Origin of the sequence: Candidatus Amarobacter glycogenicus (assembly GCF_016704105.1) — a bacterium.
GTDB lineage: Bacteria > Chloroflexota > Dehalococcoidia > Tepidiformales > Tepidiformaceae > Amarobacter > Amarobacter glycogenicus.
Window position 1 is genome coordinate 292604 of the sequence record NZ_JADJAT010000001.1, and the last position, 14767, is coordinate 307370.

Sequence of the window (14767 nt, forward strand, 5' to 3'; positions counted from 1 at the left end):
GGAGGAACGAAATGGCACTCAAAGTCGGCGACACCCGTGAACAGGTCGTCATCGAAAACGTGAACCGCTCGCACATCGTGAAATACGCCGGCGCGAGCGGGGACTTCAACCCGCTCCACCACGATGAAGGCGCCGCCCAGAAGATGGCTGGCTACCCTTCCGTCTTCGCCCACGGAATGCTGTCGATGGGCCTGACCGGCCGGATGCTGACCGACTGGCTCGGACCGACCGCGCTGAAGAAGTACGGCGTCCGTTTCACCAAGCAGGTCTGGCCGGGCGACACGCTCACCGCCAGGGGTGAAGTGACCAAAGTCGAAGGTGGACTGGCGACCATCAAGGTCATCACGACCAACCAGAACGGGGAGTCTGTCGTCGAAGGCGAAGCTATCGCCCAGGCGTAAGCCCCGCGGGATGCGAGTCCCTGCGCCCCTCCTTCGAAGGTCGAAGGAGGGGCGTTCCGCTTCCACGGGTACGCCGCCATCGTTTCGCGACATTTTCGGCGCAGAATGCCTTCCATGAACCGTCTTTTCGCCGCCGTACTCTTCGCCGTCCTTATCCTCTCCGTCGGATGTTCCGGGAGGGACGGCAAGGATGAACCAACCGTGACGACATCCCCCGCCTCGCCCGGAGCCACCGCCTCCGCCGTGACGGGGACGGCGACCGTGGCGGCGACGGCGACCAGGGGCGCCGCCCTGCCGAAGGGAGTCTCACACGCGACGCTCACTTCTGGCGGACTTGAGCGCACCTACCGGCTGTTCGTGCCTTCAAACGCGAAGGCATCGGACAAGCTGCCGCTCGTTATCGGGCTGCACGGGGGGCTCGGCTGGGGCGACCAGTTCGCCGCCAATTCGAATTTCGAGACCCTGGCCGAGGCAGAGGGTTTCATCGTCGCGTTCCCGGACGGGACCAACCGGACATGGAACGCCGGCAGCTGCTGTGGCCAGGCGTCCTCAAAGAACATCGACGACGTGGGCTTTCTCGCCTCTCTGATCCAGCACCTCGCAGCGACGCTTCCCGTCGACGGCAATCGTATCTACATGACCGGGCACTCGAACGGGGGAATGATGTCGTTCCGGTTCGGCTGCGAGCGACCGGACCTGGTGCGCGGCGTCGCGCCAGTTGCAGGCTCCCTGGAAATCCCGAAGTGCCAGCCCACCCGCGGCACATCTCTGCTCGCGATTCACGGCGACGCGGACCAGAACCACCCGATCGAGGGCGGTGAAGGGGACCGCTCCATCGCCGGGGTGCCGTTTGTCTCGATGGACGACTCGCTGTCACGGTGGACTGGGGGCATGCAATGCGAGGCAAACCCGTCGCATTCAACCTCTGGCGCGCTCACGACGACTCTTTGGAAAGGATGCCGCGACGGAGCCACGGCAACGTTCATCGTCATCGCTGACGCCGACCACCCGTGGCCCGGCGGAGTCGCGCGGGCCGGCGTCCAGGACCGGGTCTCGGACAAGCTCGATGCGACCCTGGCAGTTTGGTCGTTCTTCAAGACGCTGCGGTAGGCGCGCCGTCCTATCCGTAGAGGCGGGATGCTTCGGCTTCGAGCTGCCGCCTTTGGCTCTCCGTCATCGGCTCGAAGGCCAGCGCGGTGGCGACGTTCTCGAAGACCCGGGAGGGGTAGCGCGCGCCCGGTATCGCTATCGAAACCCCCGGGTTTGAGAGCACATACCGAAGCAGGTTGGCGGGCGTTAGCAGGCCCGCCGTGCCCCGCGCGATGTTGCCGCGCATCGTCGTGGTCCGCCCGGAACCGCCGACCGGCCGCATCGCGATGACGCCGACATCGTGTTCTGCAGCCAGGTCGATGAGCGGCGCCGATTCGGGGTAAAAGGCGGAGTACTCCAGCATGACCGTGTCGAACTCACCGGAAAGGATGGCGTGCCGCGCGATCTCCAGGCTGTGGGTGGAGATCCCGATGTGTCCGATCAGTCCGCGGTATTGCGCAGTCTTCAAGCCGTCGAGCGCACCACCTTCGGCCGTGACCGCCTCCCATGCCTCGGGCGTGGAGATATCGTGGAGCTGGTAGAGCGCGAGACGGGAAACGCCCAGGACCGACAACGAGCGGTCGACCTCGTACTGGGCGGCGCCGGCCGTGTGGCGGAAGGTTTTCGAGGCGATCTGCCAGCCTTCGCCGCCGCGCTCCCGGACGACCTGCCCAAGGAGATGTTCCGAGCCTTCGTAGTCGCGCGCCGTGTCGACGAAATCGATGCCACTGTCGAGCGCAGCGACCACGGTCTCGAAAGCTTCCGGCGAGTGGGGCGTGTCCATCGCACCCAGACCAAGTTCGGAGACCATCAGCCCTGTGCGACCAAGCCGTCGCTTCTTCAACATCGGAGGCGCCTCGCCTACTTCGGCAGTTTCGGCCCAATGACGGCGAAGACATCCCTCGCCGCCTTCTCGGCTTCAGCCTTCGTCATGCGCTTCTCGAGATCCGCAACCGAGAGGATCGAGTCGGACGAGCGCGAGAAGACATCGAGCGAAACCAGGGTGCCGCCGTTGTGGAACCAGGCCCGGTAGGAGTTGGCGGAAGAGCGGGAGACGCTTCCATCGGCGCCCCTGGTTTCAACGTAACTCTGGGCGAAGTAGTAGAGCCCTTTCGCTGTGTTCGAAAGCTGGACTGCCCCGAACTCCCAGCGCAGCGCCGGGTTCTCGATGTGCGCGGAGGGAAGGATCGACTTCAGGTTCCGCTGAGCTTCCGCCGATTCGTACGCCTTCGGGTCCAGGCTCCCACAGATGAATGCGTCGCACTGGGCGAGCTGGACGCGCACCAGGAGCGACGCCCCACCCGCGGTCTTCGCGTCGGCGGTGTACGTAAGCGCTCCGCCGAGGAGGTTGAGCGAAGAATCCGAGGCGGCGTAACCGGGCACCACGAGCTTCAACAGCTCCCCGATCTCGGTCGCTGAAGGCGTTGGTGCGGACTGTGTGCTCGATCCGCCTCCGCCCTGGGGCGTGGAGGCGCCTGCGTCGTCGTCCCCTCCCCCGCTACAGGCGGCGGAGACAAACGCGAGGAGGACAGCGGTAACGATCAGCAGCTTTGGCATGGCCCAATGATGGGCGCGGTCCAGCCGTTGGGTCGAACGCAGCGGAGTTCGAACTTGACGCCTACAGCTCCCAGTGTGTTATTTTGTTACCTGTGTCCCAATATCACTGAGGAGCTACACGATGGCAGCCAGACCAGACACAAACGTCGAACGCGTCCAGCTCGGAGTGCGCCTGGAAAAGCGGATGGTGCAGGTGCTGAAGGGTCTCGCCGAGTTCAACGACGAGACCCTCGGGCAGCTGCTCGAGAAGATTGTCCTCCACTCGTTCGAGCCGATGCCGGGAGAGGAAGGCGAGTGGAGCGCAAGCCCCCATGGGAAGCGAGCGCTCACCGCCATCGCCGACTTGAAGCGGGTCTACGGGATGGAGTACGAGGTCCACGCGACCCGCGCGTTCGCGGCGGAAAGTGAGTGCGCGGAGCCGTGAGCGGGGCGGACGCGTGCCCACCCGCAGGCCGGCGTTGTTATCCCCAGAGGGTGAGCGACTTCTCGTCGCGCTCCTTGCGGAGACGGCTGAGGATCTCGGTGACAGGGACCGACCCGACGTCGCCGCCGCCGCGGATGCGCAGGGCCGCGGCCTGGGCCTCGGCCTCGCGGTCACCGACGACGAGCATGTAGGGCACCTTCCGCAGCTGGGCATCACGGATCTTCGCGTTCATTCGCTCGCCACGACTGTCGACGTCCACTCGCAGTTTCGCCGTACTCAGTTGCCTGGCGACCTCTTCCGCGTATTCGATGTGGCGGTCGGCGATCGGGATGACGACGGCCTGGACAGGTGACAACCAGAGCGGGAAATTGCCCTCGTACTCCTCGATGAGCAACGCAACCATGCGCTCCATCGTGGAGAGGACGCCCCGGTGGACGATGATCGGCTGGTGGCGGGCGCCGTCTTCCCCGATGTACTCGAGTTCAAACTGGGCCGGCAGGTGGAAATCGACCTGGACCGTGACGAGCGTCTCGTCCTTCCCCGCGGCCGTCTGGAACTGGACGTCAATCTTGGGGCCGTAGAAGGCGGCTTCGTCCTTCGCTTCGAAGTACTCGAGGCCGACGCGGTCGAGGACGCGGCGGAGGAGGCTTTCGCCCATCTCCCACATCGGCGGGTTATCGACGTACTTTTCCTTGTTCTCGGGATCGCCGAGGGAGAGGCGGTAGCGGTAGTTCTTCAGTCCAAGGGTGCCGTAGACGTGTTCCATGAGCGCGAGGACGCCCTCGACTTCGGCTTCGACCATGGCCTCGTTCGCGCAGAAGATGTGCGCGTCGTTGAGCGTCATGATGCGGACGCGGGACATGCCCGTGACCTGGCCGCTCTTTTCCCAGCGGTGCATGTTGCCGAGTTCGGCGATGCGGATCGGGAGTTCGCGGTAGGAGTGGAGTTCCGATTCGAACACCATGATGTGGTGCGGGCAGTTCATCGGGCGGAGGCAGTATTCCTCGCCGTCGCGCTCCATCACCGGGTACATGCTCTCCTGGTAATGGTCCCAGTGACCGGAACGCTCGTACAACTCGCGTTTGCCGACGTTCGGCGTAATGACATGCTGGTATCCGCGCTCGATCTCGAGGTCCTCGATCCAACGGACGAGTTCGCGCCGGATCGTCGCACCGTTCGGCAGCCAGATAACGTGGCCGGGGCCGATGTTCTCGATCAGGTCGAAAATCTTGAGCTCTTTGCCGATCCGGCGATGGTCCCGGCGACGCGCTTCTTCCAACTGGTGCTCGTATTCGGCCAGTTCTTCGGCGGTTTCGAAGAGGGCGCCGTAGACTCGCTGAAGCTGCGGATTCTTTTCGCTGCCCCGCCAGTAGGCGCCGGCGATGCTCATGAGCTTGAATGCACCGATCTGGCTGGTGTTGCCGACGTGGCCGCCGCGGCAAAGATCCGTGAATTCGGCGTGCGAGCACTGCGTGACACTGCCTTCTTCCAGGTCGGCGAGGAGGTCGAGCTTGAAGGGCTGACCGGCCCACTTCTGCTGAGCCTCGGCCTTGCTCAGGCTCGACATCACGAACCTGTGCTTCCCCTTCATGGACTTTCGCATGCGCGCATCAAGCCACACGAGGTCCTCGGGCGTAAGCGAACGGGGGAGCCGGAAGTCGTAGTAGAAACCCGTATCAATGGGCGGCCCGATGCCAAGTTCGGCATCCGGCATGAGTTCGACCATCGCCTCGGCGAGGACGTGGGCGGCGGAGTGGCGCATCCGGTTGAGGCGCTCCTCCTTGGGCAGGGACTTGAAGTCTTCCTTGGGTTCGATGGCGTCAGCCATGGTGACAACTCCTGTAGGTGGGGGAGGGGAAGGGCGAGTGGGAGGCGGCCGTGAGCCGCGCGGGAGTGGCCGCCGGCAGGTACACACGTCGAACTTCGAGATGCACAGTCATTTGGGTTGGGCCTTCCCGGACGGCAAGCGTTTCGTCGTGCCGTTGGGACGGGCGACGCGCCCGTGGTTCCACCCAACTTCGTCCTCCGCAGAGAAGGACCTCGCAATTGGCCGCTAACGGTGGCCAACCGGGCCGCCTTATCGCCCTGCTGAAGGAGCGCTTCGACGCCGGCTCGCGGGTGGTTTTCGCCTGCCTGTGTCGCGCTTCCAGCCGGTGGCGCGGACTCTCTGGTGGGGCAGCGGGCTACTCGTCCCGGTCGATGCCTTTGGTTCGGAAGACTATATCACGCCGCGTGGACGGGGCTTTCGGGCCTCAGGCGGAAGAGGCTATGGTGGGCCCCGCATGGAGATCGTGGTCATCGGCGTGATTCGGGTGCTCGGCTCGCTGCCGGTGCTGCGCTGGGCGTTCGCCGGGGCGCTGATCGCGATTGCGGTCGACTTCAGCGACCTCTTCCTCAAGAACCTGCTGGACCTCGGCGGGCTTAAGGATTACCAGCGCTTCGACAAGGTCGCGGACCTTGCCTACATGGGCTGTTTCCTGTGGGTCTCGCGCCGCTGGCAAGGGCCGGCGAAGTCCTTGTCGCTCGCGCTGTTCGGGCTTCGGATGGCCGGGCTGGGTCTCTTCGAGGCGACCGAGGCCCGGTGGGTGCTGATGGCATTCCCGAACGTCTTCGAGTTCTGGTACGTGGCGAACGCAGGGATCCTTCACCGGCGCCCGGGGGCCGTGCTCACGCCGCGCCGGGCGGCCGCCATCCTCGCGGTCGCGCTCCCGCTGAAGCTGTTCCAGGAGTACGTCTTGCACTACGGCAGATGGCTCGACAGCTTCACGGCCGTGGAGGCGGTCGAGGCGATCTGGCGCTGGGTCTCGCTGTGACGGAGTCCGGCCACGCGCCGAAAGGTAAGGCGAGGCCTCACCCGGACGGCACGACGGGACAGGACTTGCGAGATTAGCGACCGGCGGTGACTTCGGCCGAGCGCCAGAGTGCATGTTCGGCGTCGGTCCATGCCGGCCCAAGGAGCTTCGAAGCGCCGCGGATGCTCGACACCTTGTCCCATGCCTGGCGGGCGGGTTCGGTGACCGCGTGGCCGCAGGAGAGACAGGAGATAGAGGCGTGGCTGGACACGATCGAAGGCGATGCGCAGCGCGGACATTTCATGACGGGTCGCTCGTGCCGCGCTGCCCGCCGAGTTCAGATTCCATGCGAGCGCGAGTTGCCGCCTGCTCGGCGGGCGTCACCGGCGAGGCGTCGATCGTGAAATTACCCTTGCCCGGGTGATCCGCAAGCCACTTGTCGTGGTCGTCTTTGCGGCGAAGTAGTCGATCAAGAATTCCCATGGGTGCCTCCAGGACTGGTCGCTATCACAAGCGGCGGAGGCAACAGCGGCGGAGCTGGAGTCGGCGCAGGGTGTGGGGCTGGTTGGATTTGGGCATCGTACCCGCCCTGTCAAGGTGCCCTCTCGGGGAAAGGACCGCACCGGTGCGACGGTGACGGTCAGATACCTTCGACGGCTGCTACCTGGCCAATTCGCGGTCAAGCGCTTCTTCGTCGAGGGTCTGGGCACGCTGGTTTGCCTGGTCGCAGTCGCGTTCGACACGCTCGCGAGCGGAACGGTGGTCGCTCGATCCCCAGGTACTGGTCTTTCGGGCGACGGCGTCGAGTTCATCGAGAGCGAGCCGCCGGGCTTCTTCGGCCCGTGAAACCAATGCTGCGACCTTCTGCTTCCGGTCCAATGGACCTCCATTCGTTGCGAGAGGGCGGATTACTTGCGTCGAAGCCGGCCGTACGCGCTGGGGGCGAGGATCTGGCCGAATTCCCGGGAGGCACCGCAATCGCGGCAGAGCCCGGTGGAAACGCCCCCAACAGGCGAGCCGAGCTTCCAATGGTGCGTGCAGACGACTGGCATCTCGGCGGGGGACTCTTCGGGGAGCGTTTCCATCCTTTCACGGTACACGTTTTTGGGTCGCGGCGTACGCCCGGCCGGGAACGGCGACCGGTGCCGCCTGCGCAGCGCCTCCCGTACACTTGAGGACAATGTTCGAATCGCTGACCGATAAGCTGCAGGGCGCGTTCCGGAAGTTCGGCGCGCGCGGGATAGTAACCGAGGAAGATCTCGACCAGGCATTGCGCGAAGTGCGCATGGCGATGCTGGAAGCGGACGTGAACTTCAAGGTCGTACGCGAGTTCACAACTCGGGTGAAGGAGAAGGCGCTGGGTGCGCAGGTGTTGCGCAGCCTCTCGCCGGCCCAGCAGGTCATCGACATCGTCCACCAGGAATTGATCGACATCCTCGGCGGTGCGGCGCCGCAACTCGCGACGTCCTCGCGGCCCCCGACCGTGATCATGCTCGTCGGCCTCCAGGGGTCGGGAAAGACGACGAGCATCGCCAAGCTGGCGAACCTGCTGAAGAAGCAGGGCAACCGGCCGCTGGTGGTGGCTTGCGACGTCTACCGCCCGGCGGCCGTCGAACAGCTGGTGACGCTGGCGAAGGCGCTCGATGTGCCCTACCACGAAGAAGGTACGACCCAGAAGCCCTCGGTCATCGCCGCGAACGGGCTGGAGAAAGCGAAGCGCATGAACGCGACGCACCTCCTCGTCGATACCGCCGGCCGCCTCCACATCGACGAAGAGATGATGAAAGAGGTCTCGGACCTCCGTTCTCAGCTGGCCCCGGAAGAGGTGCTCTTCGTGGCCGACGCGATGGCGGGCCAGGATGCGGTCACCGCGGCAAAGGAGTTCCATGACAAGGTCGGGACGACCGGGCTCATCCTCACAAAGATGGACGGCGACGCCCGCGGTGGAGCGGCCCTGAGCATCCGCCAGGTCACGGGGGTGCCGGTGAAATTCATCGGCATGGGCGAGAAGTCGGACGCCCTGGAACCGTTCTACCCGGATCGGCTGGCCGGGCGCATCCTCGGTATGGGCGACATGCTTTCGCTCATCGAGCGCGCCAAGGACACGATGGGCGATGAGGACACCGACCGGTTCTCGGAGAAAATGAAGAAGGGCACCTTCGACCTCCAGGACTTCGTGGAGCAGCTGCGGAAGGTCCGGAAAATGGGCCCCCTCGGCCAGCTCGTGGGGATGCTCCCGGGCTTCAGCAAAATCAAAGCGCAGCTCAACGTCGATGACATCGATGACTCGTTCTTCAGCAAGGCAGAGGCCATCGTGCTTTCGATGACGGCATGGGAACGGCGGCATCCGGACAAGATCGACGGCAAGCGGCGGAAACGCATCGCCCGGGGCAGCGGGACCGACGCCTCGCAGGTGAATCAGTTGCTCAAGCAGTTCTTCGAGGCGCGGAAGATTGCCAAGACGCTGAGCAGCGGCAAGATGCCGATGTTCAGGTAAGAGGGCACCCGGCGACGCAGAAAGCCGGAACATCTCGGTGGCAGCGATCCGTTACCTCCCGTCGGAGCTGGCCACGGCACCGGGTGTGGCATGCCCGATCGCTTCGCGTCGAAAGCACGGATGATGTACCGTAAGTTGAAGTGCATTTTTCCGCCCGCTTTCGGAGCGGGTGTATTCCAGGAGTAGCAATGATCCGGATCCGCCTGAAGCGCATCGGCAAGAAGCGCCACCCGTTCTACCGCGTCGTCGTCGCGGATAAGCCCGACAAGCGCGACGGTCGATTCATCGAGAACCTTGGCTCGTACGATCCCCACTCCGATCCGCCGTCCATCATCGTCGACGGGGAGAAGGCGAAAGAGTGGCTCAAGAAGGGCGCCCAGCCTTCAGAGTCGGCCGAAAAGCTCCTCGTCCGCGCCGGCGTGATCGAAAAGAAAGCTCCCGTCGTCAAGGCGAAGCTCGAGGTCAAGCGCGCGGAGCAAGCTAAGGCCGCCGAAGCTCGGGCCAAGGTCCGCGCTGAAGAAGCCGAAAAGGCAGCAAAGGCCGAAGCAGCCGCCGCTGCTAAAGCCGCCGCCGAAGCGGCGAAGGCCGCTGCAGAACCAGAAGCACCCGCCGAGGAGTAGTCCGTGGCAAACACCATGATGGGCGAGGTTATCGAATACCTCGCACGGGAACTGGTCGACCACCCCGAAGAAGTCCGTGTGACCGAGCTGGAAGACGGGGACCGGGTCAGCATCCGCCTCGATGTCGCCGAGGATGATTGGGGCAAGGTCATCGGCAAGGGCGGCCGCATCGCGAGTTCGCTCCGGGCCCTCGTCAAAGTCGCCGCGGTCCGGGAGGACGTGCGCGTAAACCTGGAGATCGGCGACTGACCGGCGAAGAGCCCGCGCCCCCTGTAGAGACACCGCCCGCCGCGCCGAAGGCCCGCCGGGAGCGCCCCCTTAACCCCACAACCACGCCCAGGGAACCGCGCCCCGGCTACACCGCCGTGGGGCGAGTCTTGCGTCCGCACGCATTGCGCGGCGAAATCCGGGCGCTGGCTTACTCCCCGACGGCCCGGAACCTCCAGCGGGGGCGGCCGGTCTACCTGGACGGAATCAGGCGGGTAGTGGAACGGGCGCGGCCCGACCAGGAGCACTGGATCCTCAAGTTGAGCGGCATCAACAACCGTAACGACGTGGAAAGCCTCCGCGGCGAACTCCTGGAAGCGGCCGACAACGACGTCCAGCGAGACGACGACGAGTCGTTCTTCGTGCATGAACTGATCGGCCTGCGGGTGGTCATCACCGGTGGCGAAGACCTCGGACGTATCACCGAGGTGCTCCAGACCGGTGCGAACGATGTCTACGTGGTGACCGGAGATCGGAGCGAAATCCTGGTGCCGGCGATCGGCGGAGTCATCGACGCCATCGATGTGACGGGTGGGGTGGTATCCATTACACCTTTGCCGGGCATGCTGGACGAATCGAAATAAGCCATTGAAACCGTCTATAGCTGGGACTACACTGCCGAGCGGCCGGTGGCGGGGTGATGGTCACCCTCGGCCGTTCATCACGAGTGAATAATTCGAGGGGTGTATGCATGTCCAAAGCCGAGGCGCTCCAAATGGTCGCTGACTGTGTCCATCATTGGGTACTGGAACCTCCGAGAGGGGAGCTGACGCCGGGACGTTGCAAGAAGTGTGGGAAGGAAAGGGAGTTCACGGGAGAGACGAGCTATCGCATCGGTCGGGGTTCTTCCCACCGTTCCTAGTTGAATCCCACGGTTGACCCATTCGCGGGCCGCTCCATACGATGTGAACTGGAGCGGCCCGTTTGTTGTAGTCGGGGACGTAGCTCATCTGGGAGAGCGCAGCGTTCGCATCGCTGAGGTAAGGGGTTCGAGTCCCCTCGTCTCCACCAACCCTCCCGACGGGAGGTCGCGCCTGGTCACCTGGTGGTTGTGAACTTTCCGGCCCATTGCGGCGGGCAGAACGAGCACCGGGCATGTGTTCCTCGGCTCGAGCCGGCGCCCTACTTGTTCGGGTTCAACAGATACTTCGAGCCGGTGGCCTGGCGGCCGTAGACCGCGATGTGTTCCGGCTGGAGCACCTCTCGCAGGGAAACTTCACGGGTGTAGGTGCTGGCGAACGTTGTCGTGATGCTGCTGGCGACGCGGTCGCGGAGGCGCTGCGTTACTTCTGGCCCAAGCTTCGTGAGAAACGGCGTGAGCAACCAGCCGCCAATGCCCCACGCCATGCCGTAGGCACGGTTTAGGACGGTCGGGGTGCGGTCGAGGCCACCGTAGATGTACACCTGCTTGTGCGTCGCTGAGCCATACCGGCTGTACTCGCCGGCTCCGCGGCTGGCGGCGATCTCCATCGCCGTGAGGACCTGGCTGGCCAGGGTCCCGCCACCAGTGGCGTCAAAGGCGAGCATGGCGCCTGTCGCGGTGATCGCGTCGACGAGGTCGGTCATGAAGGTCGGGGCAGAGGAGTCGCAGACGTGAGTCGCACCGATGCCCCTGAGCACATCGGCCTGCTCCGGGCGGCGGACGACGTTCACAAGCCCAATGCCTTCTTCCAGGCAGAGTTTTTGCAGCATTTGCCCGAGGTTCGATGCCGCCGCCGTGTGGACCAGGGCCTTGTATCCTTCGAGCCGCATGGTCTCGACCATACCGAGGGCGGTGAGCGGGTTTACGAAGCACGAAGCACCCTCGGCGGGCGTAGTGCCCTCGGGAAGCGGAAGCACCTGGCTGACATCGATGACGCGATACTGGGAGTACATCGCCCCGCCGAGGAGGCCGACGGTCCTGCCGACAAGCGCTCGAGCAGGCGCTGAATCGCCCGCAGCGATCACAACTCCAGCGCCCTCGTTCCCCACAGGGAGCGAATCTCCGATGCGGGCGGCCATCGCCCGCATGACGGCCGGGCCGACCGGGGCCGTTAGTACGGGGGTCTCGGGAGAGCCCGCGAGCGTTGCCGCTGTCATGTCGGCCCCGCCAAAGAGCAAGCCGAGGTCCGAAGGATTGAGGGGCGCGGCCTCGACCCGCACGACGACTTCCGATGGACCCGGCGAGGGCGTCGGAATGGATACGAGCGAAAGTTCGAGTACGCCATCCGGCCTGATGAGTGAACGAAGCTGAAGTCCGGCGTCAAGTTCGGTGGTCATGTGGTGGTTCTCCTCCAGGTGGGTCGAGGGTGGGTTCGCTGCCGGTCGATGATCCGCGACGGCGGGAGCGCTTCGAAGTTGGGGCTGGCCGTGTCATGCCGGCGGTCAGGGAGTTTCGCAGATCTCGTCGGCACAGCAGATACCGTAGGTGAAGTTGGCGAGCCAGCGGACAGTCTCCGGGTTCAGGCAGTAGCACTGATCGCCTTCTATGGTGCCCTCGATGATCCCTGCTTCCTTGAGCACCTTCAGATGCTGCGAAACGGTGGACTGGGCAAGTGGGAGGACGCCGACGAAGTCGCTGGTTGCGCAGGCGTCGCGCTTCGCCAGCTCGCGCAAGATCCGCACACGAGCAGGATTGCCGAGCGCCCTGAATACCGCCGCGGCCCGCTGATCCTGGGCTTCGAGGTCTTCGATGACTTTCATGAGGCCATGATATTCGTAAAAATACGATATTGACAGCCTTTCGCTTTCATCGTAATTTTACGATGACATCGCACAAGGAGGTCACCGACGATGGTGACACGCACCCCGGAAGAGATCCGTTCCGAAGTCTCCAAGGCCTATGGGAACCGTGTACGCGGCGTACTCGCAGCAGACGAGGCCCTTCCCCTGGTCGACGCTGCGAACTGCTGTGCACCGGCGGCCACGGCGGAAGCGAGTTCTTGTTGCGGAACAGAATCCGCCAGCGAAGACGTTTCCTGCTGCGGAGTCAGTGACGACCAAACGATCGTGACGAACGTCGCTCAGCTTTACCAGCAGTCGGACGTGAGCGACCTCCCATCGACCGTTACCGATGTGGCCTTCGGCTGCGGCAACCCCACGGCGATTTCTGCGCTGCTTCCCGGCCAGGTCGTCCTCGACCTCGGCTCGGGCGGCGGAATCGACTGTTTCCTCGCGGCGAAGATGGTCGGCGAGACCGGCCGCGTCTACGGTGTGGATATGACCTCGGAGATGATCGCCCTCGCCCGGAGGAACCAGCAGAAGGTGGGCGCCACCAATGTGGAGTTCCGGCTCGGGGAGATCGAACACCTGCCGATCGACACCGGCACAGTGGACGTCATCATTTCGAACTGCGTCATCAACCTCTCGCCCGACAAGGACCAGGTCTTCCGCGAGGCGTTCCGCGTGCTGAAGCCAGGCGGACGCCTCCAGGTTTCGGACATCGTCTGGACCAGGCCTGCGCCCGAGGGTGTGAAGGAAGACATCGAGCAGTGGGCGGGTTGCATTGCCGGCGCGCTCCTGGAGACCGACTACAAGGCGAAGATCGTCGCCGCGGGGTTCACCGGAGTGACTTCGGTGGCCACCGATTATCCCGGCGGCACAGGGGTCGCGTCAGCTGCTGTGACGGCGACGAAGCCGCTGGCGTAATTTCGGCAGCTCGATTCTCGCAAAGAAGGCGCGCCCCCGCGTGCGCCTTCTTTGGTTGTGCACCACAGGCCAGTGAGCGCTGGCCGATTGGCCATCTCCACAGCTCCGAAGACCGGCGAAAGTGGAGGTGAACACTCACGCCTGGCCCGTCCGCACGGGTTCGGACGGCGGGCCGGCCGGAAGGAAGACGAAATGAACTGGCTCTTCATCGCGTGCATCGCCGGCGTGATTGCGCTGGCGGCCATGGTCGGCCTCGCCAACCGCGACGGCCACGGTGGTCGTCACGGCAGCCGGAATGCTCCGGCCTGACCTGCGGAGGAGATGACAAGATGCCCAATGAACGCGCTGCGCGAGTTGCCGAGTCACTGCTGAAGTCCGCCGAGACGCTGGGGAGAGCTTCCACGGCCACGGAAGTCCGGACGGCGGTGAAAGACGGCCTGCTGGGGTTGGAGTACCACCTCGACACGTTGGCCCAGGAATTGGCGCGCGATCCAGCAGCGCCGGGAGCCTTCGAACCAGCTCTTCGCGGCCGGGCGGAGAAAGTGGAAGCGACTCTTCGGGAGTTGCTCGTCGCAGCATGGGCGATGCTCGCCCTGAACGACGAGCAGTTAGGCACGCTGGAGCGAGCCAGGGCACTGGCGAAACAGCTCCGGGCAGTTGAGCACGACGAGGTGAAGCTCGTCTTCGACCAGCTGCTCGCGCCCCAGGGGATCGACTAACGAGCGGTCAGAACTCGCTTAAGGGCCGCACGAGAGCGTCACGGTCACCGGCCCAGCTGGCATTTTGAAGGTTGTTGTGCTTTCGAGGGGAGCGGCGAGTGTGGCGCCGATCGCGATCCACTGCTTGAACCGCTGGTCGCTCGTCGACAGGCCCACGAACGTCCCTGGCGGCACACAGGCAAGGTCGATCCCCTTGGGTGAGGTCCCCGTCCCCATGATGCAAACAGTCGGATTGTTCACAGTCACGGGGTAGCAGGCAGCCTCGCTGGGGGCGGTCGTCGCGGTAGGCGGCGGAGTGGTGGCCGTCGGGGCGACCGGGGCCTGGGGGATCGGGGTGGGAGGGGGAGCTGTCGGAGGGACGGTGGCGGCTGCCGGAACGGGCGTAGGCGCCCCTGCTCCGGACGGCGAGGCATCCGGGCTGAGGGGCACCGTAGTGGCCGTCGGCCCGGCAGGTTGGGAGGTCTTAGCCGCCGTCTTTGCCGGTGGCTGAGTGCTCCGGCCAGACAACGCCTGGGTAGACTGCTTCGGATCGTCTCCGCCACCACCGAGCAGGATGAAGAGCGCGAACCCGGCAGCGCCGCCCAGCAGTACGAGCGCGGCAGCCGCTGTCACGAAGAGCGGCAATCGCCGGGCGCCCGGCGGTCGGGCCGGCGCCAGTTCCGCCGTGCCGCCGGCCGGAGCACCGCAAGTTTCGCAGAACTTCAATCCAGGAGATGCCAGCGCGTGGCCATTCGGGCAGGCCGCCCAGGATCCGCAAGCAACGCAGAACTGGTT

The 14767-nt window shown here is 64.8% G+C and carries 20 protein-coding genes and 1 tRNA gene; 11 read left to right on the forward strand and 10 right to left on the reverse strand.

Going from position 1 to position 14767, the window contains the following annotated elements:
• The first annotated feature begins 11 nt into the window (after window positions 1–11).
• A complete protein-coding gene (locus IPG14_RS01480) occupies window positions 12–401 on the forward strand; it encodes a MaoC/PaaZ C-terminal domain-containing protein (RefSeq protein ID WP_343384758.1) in 390 nt (129 codons plus the stop codon).
• A 114-nt stretch (window positions 402–515) separates the two neighbouring features.
• A complete protein-coding gene (locus tag IPG14_RS01485; protein WP_343390689.1) occupies window positions 516–1511 on the forward strand; it encodes a PHB depolymerase family esterase in 996 nt (331 codons plus the stop codon).
• A gap of 10 nt (window positions 1512–1521) precedes the next feature.
• On the opposite strand, the gene IPG14_RS01490 is transcribed toward IPG14_RS01485, so the two are convergent.
• The gene (locus IPG14_RS01490) at window positions 1522–2337 is read right to left on the reverse strand and encodes an aldo/keto reductase (RefSeq protein ID WP_343390690.1); all 816 of its coding nucleotides are present in this window, start codon (window positions 2335–2337) and stop codon (window positions 1522–1524) included.
• A gap of 14 nt (window positions 2338–2351) precedes the next feature.
• Complete coding sequence (locus tag IPG14_RS01495) at window positions 2352–3047, reverse strand: hypothetical protein (protein WP_343390691.1); 696 nt, start codon at window positions 3045–3047, stop codon at window positions 2352–2354.
• Between the two features lie 121 nt (window positions 3048–3168).
• Between IPG14_RS01495 and IPG14_RS01500 the strand changes: the two genes are divergently transcribed.
• A complete protein-coding gene (locus IPG14_RS01500) occupies window positions 3169–3471 on the forward strand; it encodes a hypothetical protein (protein WP_343390692.1) in 303 nt (100 codons plus the stop codon).
• 37 nt (window positions 3472–3508) lie between these two features.
• Here the strand turns inward: IPG14_RS01500 and thrS are convergent, their stop codons facing one another.
• Complete coding sequence (thrS, locus tag IPG14_RS01505) at window positions 3509–5299, reverse strand: threonine--tRNA ligase (RefSeq protein ID WP_343390693.1); 1791 nt, start codon at window positions 5297–5299, stop codon at window positions 3509–3511.
• Window positions 5300–5753: 454 nt separating this feature from the next.
• Between thrS and IPG14_RS01510 the strand changes: the two genes are divergently transcribed.
• On the forward strand, window positions 5754–6284 hold the full coding sequence (locus tag IPG14_RS01510; RefSeq protein WP_343390694.1) for a hypothetical protein: 531 nt from the start codon (window positions 5754–5756) through the stop codon (window positions 6282–6284).
• Window positions 6285–6357: 73 nt separating this feature from the next.
• Here IPG14_RS01510 and IPG14_RS01515 read toward each other — a convergent pair whose 3' ends face one another.
• The 4 genes from IPG14_RS01515 to IPG14_RS01530 form a co-directional block, all read right to left on the reverse strand.
• Window positions 6358–6534, reverse strand: a complete 177-nt coding sequence (locus IPG14_RS01515) for a hypothetical protein (protein WP_343390695.1) — start codon at window positions 6532–6534, stop codon at window positions 6358–6360.
• Window positions 6535–6563: 29 nt separating this feature from the next.
• Window positions 6564–6746, reverse strand: coding sequence for a hypothetical protein (locus IPG14_RS01520; RefSeq protein WP_343384766.1), 183 nt, complete (start codon window positions 6744–6746; stop codon window positions 6564–6566).
• Between the two features lie 177 nt (window positions 6747–6923).
• The gene (locus tag IPG14_RS01525) at window positions 6924–7142 is read right to left on the reverse strand and encodes a hypothetical protein (RefSeq protein WP_343384767.1); all 219 of its coding nucleotides are present in this window, start codon (window positions 7140–7142) and stop codon (window positions 6924–6926) included.
• A 29-nt stretch (window positions 7143–7171) separates the two neighbouring features.
• Window positions 7172–7348 carry a hypothetical protein gene (locus IPG14_RS01530; protein WP_343390696.1) on the reverse strand — a complete coding sequence of 59 codons (177 nt, stop codon included), beginning with the start codon at window positions 7346–7348 and terminating at the stop codon, window positions 7172–7174.
• A 95-nt stretch (window positions 7349–7443) separates the two neighbouring features.
• Between IPG14_RS01530 and ffh the strand changes: the two genes are divergently transcribed.
• The 5 genes from ffh (at window position 7444) to IPG14_RS01555 (ending at window position 10658) form a co-directional block, all read left to right on the forward strand.
• On the forward strand, window positions 7444–8760 hold the full coding sequence (gene ffh, locus IPG14_RS01535; RefSeq protein WP_343384768.1) for a signal recognition particle protein: 1317 nt from the start codon (window positions 7444–7446) through the stop codon (window positions 8758–8760).
• 188 nt (window positions 8761–8948) lie between these two features.
• Window positions 8949–9380: a 30S ribosomal protein S16 gene (rpsP, locus tag IPG14_RS01540; RefSeq protein WP_343384769.1), complete on the forward strand. Its 432-nt coding sequence runs from the start codon at window positions 8949–8951 to the stop codon at window positions 9378–9380.
• 18 nt (window positions 9381–9398) lie between these two features.
• Window positions 9399–9629, forward strand: a complete 231-nt coding sequence (locus IPG14_RS01545) for a KH domain-containing protein (RefSeq protein WP_343385233.1) — start codon at window positions 9399–9401, stop codon at window positions 9627–9629.
• 116 nt (window positions 9630–9745) lie between these two features.
• Window positions 9746–10231 (forward strand): ribosome maturation factor RimM, encoded by a 486-nt coding sequence (rimM, locus tag IPG14_RS01550; protein ID WP_343387853.1) that lies wholly within the window; start codon window positions 9746–9748, stop codon window positions 10229–10231.
• Window positions 10232–10582: 351 nt separating this feature from the next.
• Window positions 10583–10658: transfer RNA gene (locus IPG14_RS01555), tRNA-Ala, on the forward strand.
• 111 nt (window positions 10659–10769) lie between these two features.
• Here the strand turns inward: IPG14_RS01555 and IPG14_RS01560 are convergent.
• Window positions 10770–11906, reverse strand: a complete 1137-nt coding sequence (locus IPG14_RS01560) for a zinc-binding dehydrogenase (protein WP_343387854.1) — start codon at window positions 11904–11906, stop codon at window positions 10770–10772.
• A gap of 105 nt (window positions 11907–12011) precedes the next feature.
• On the reverse strand, window positions 12012–12329 hold the full coding sequence (locus IPG14_RS01565; RefSeq protein WP_343384772.1) for a metalloregulator ArsR/SmtB family transcription factor: 318 nt from the start codon (window positions 12327–12329) through the stop codon (window positions 12012–12014).
• Between the two features lie 90 nt (window positions 12330–12419).
• Between IPG14_RS01565 and arsM the strand changes: the two genes are divergently transcribed.
• Both arsM and IPG14_RS01575 read left to right on the forward strand, forming a co-directional pair.
• Entirely contained in the window at window positions 12420–13274 is an 855-nt protein-coding gene (arsM, locus tag IPG14_RS01570; RefSeq protein ID WP_343384773.1) for an arsenite methyltransferase, read from the forward strand.
• Between the two features lie 329 nt (window positions 13275–13603).
• Window positions 13604–13993 carry a hypothetical protein gene (locus IPG14_RS01575; RefSeq protein WP_343384774.1) on the forward strand — a complete coding sequence of 130 codons (390 nt, stop codon included), beginning with the start codon at window positions 13604–13606 and terminating at the stop codon, window positions 13991–13993.
• A gap of 18 nt (window positions 13994–14011) precedes the next feature.
• On the opposite strand, the gene IPG14_RS01580 is transcribed toward IPG14_RS01575, so the two are convergent.
• Window positions 14012–14698: a hypothetical protein gene (locus tag IPG14_RS01580; protein WP_343390697.1), complete on the reverse strand. Its 687-nt coding sequence runs from the start codon at window positions 14696–14698 to the stop codon at window positions 14012–14014.
• Window positions 14699–14767 lie beyond the last annotated feature (69 nt).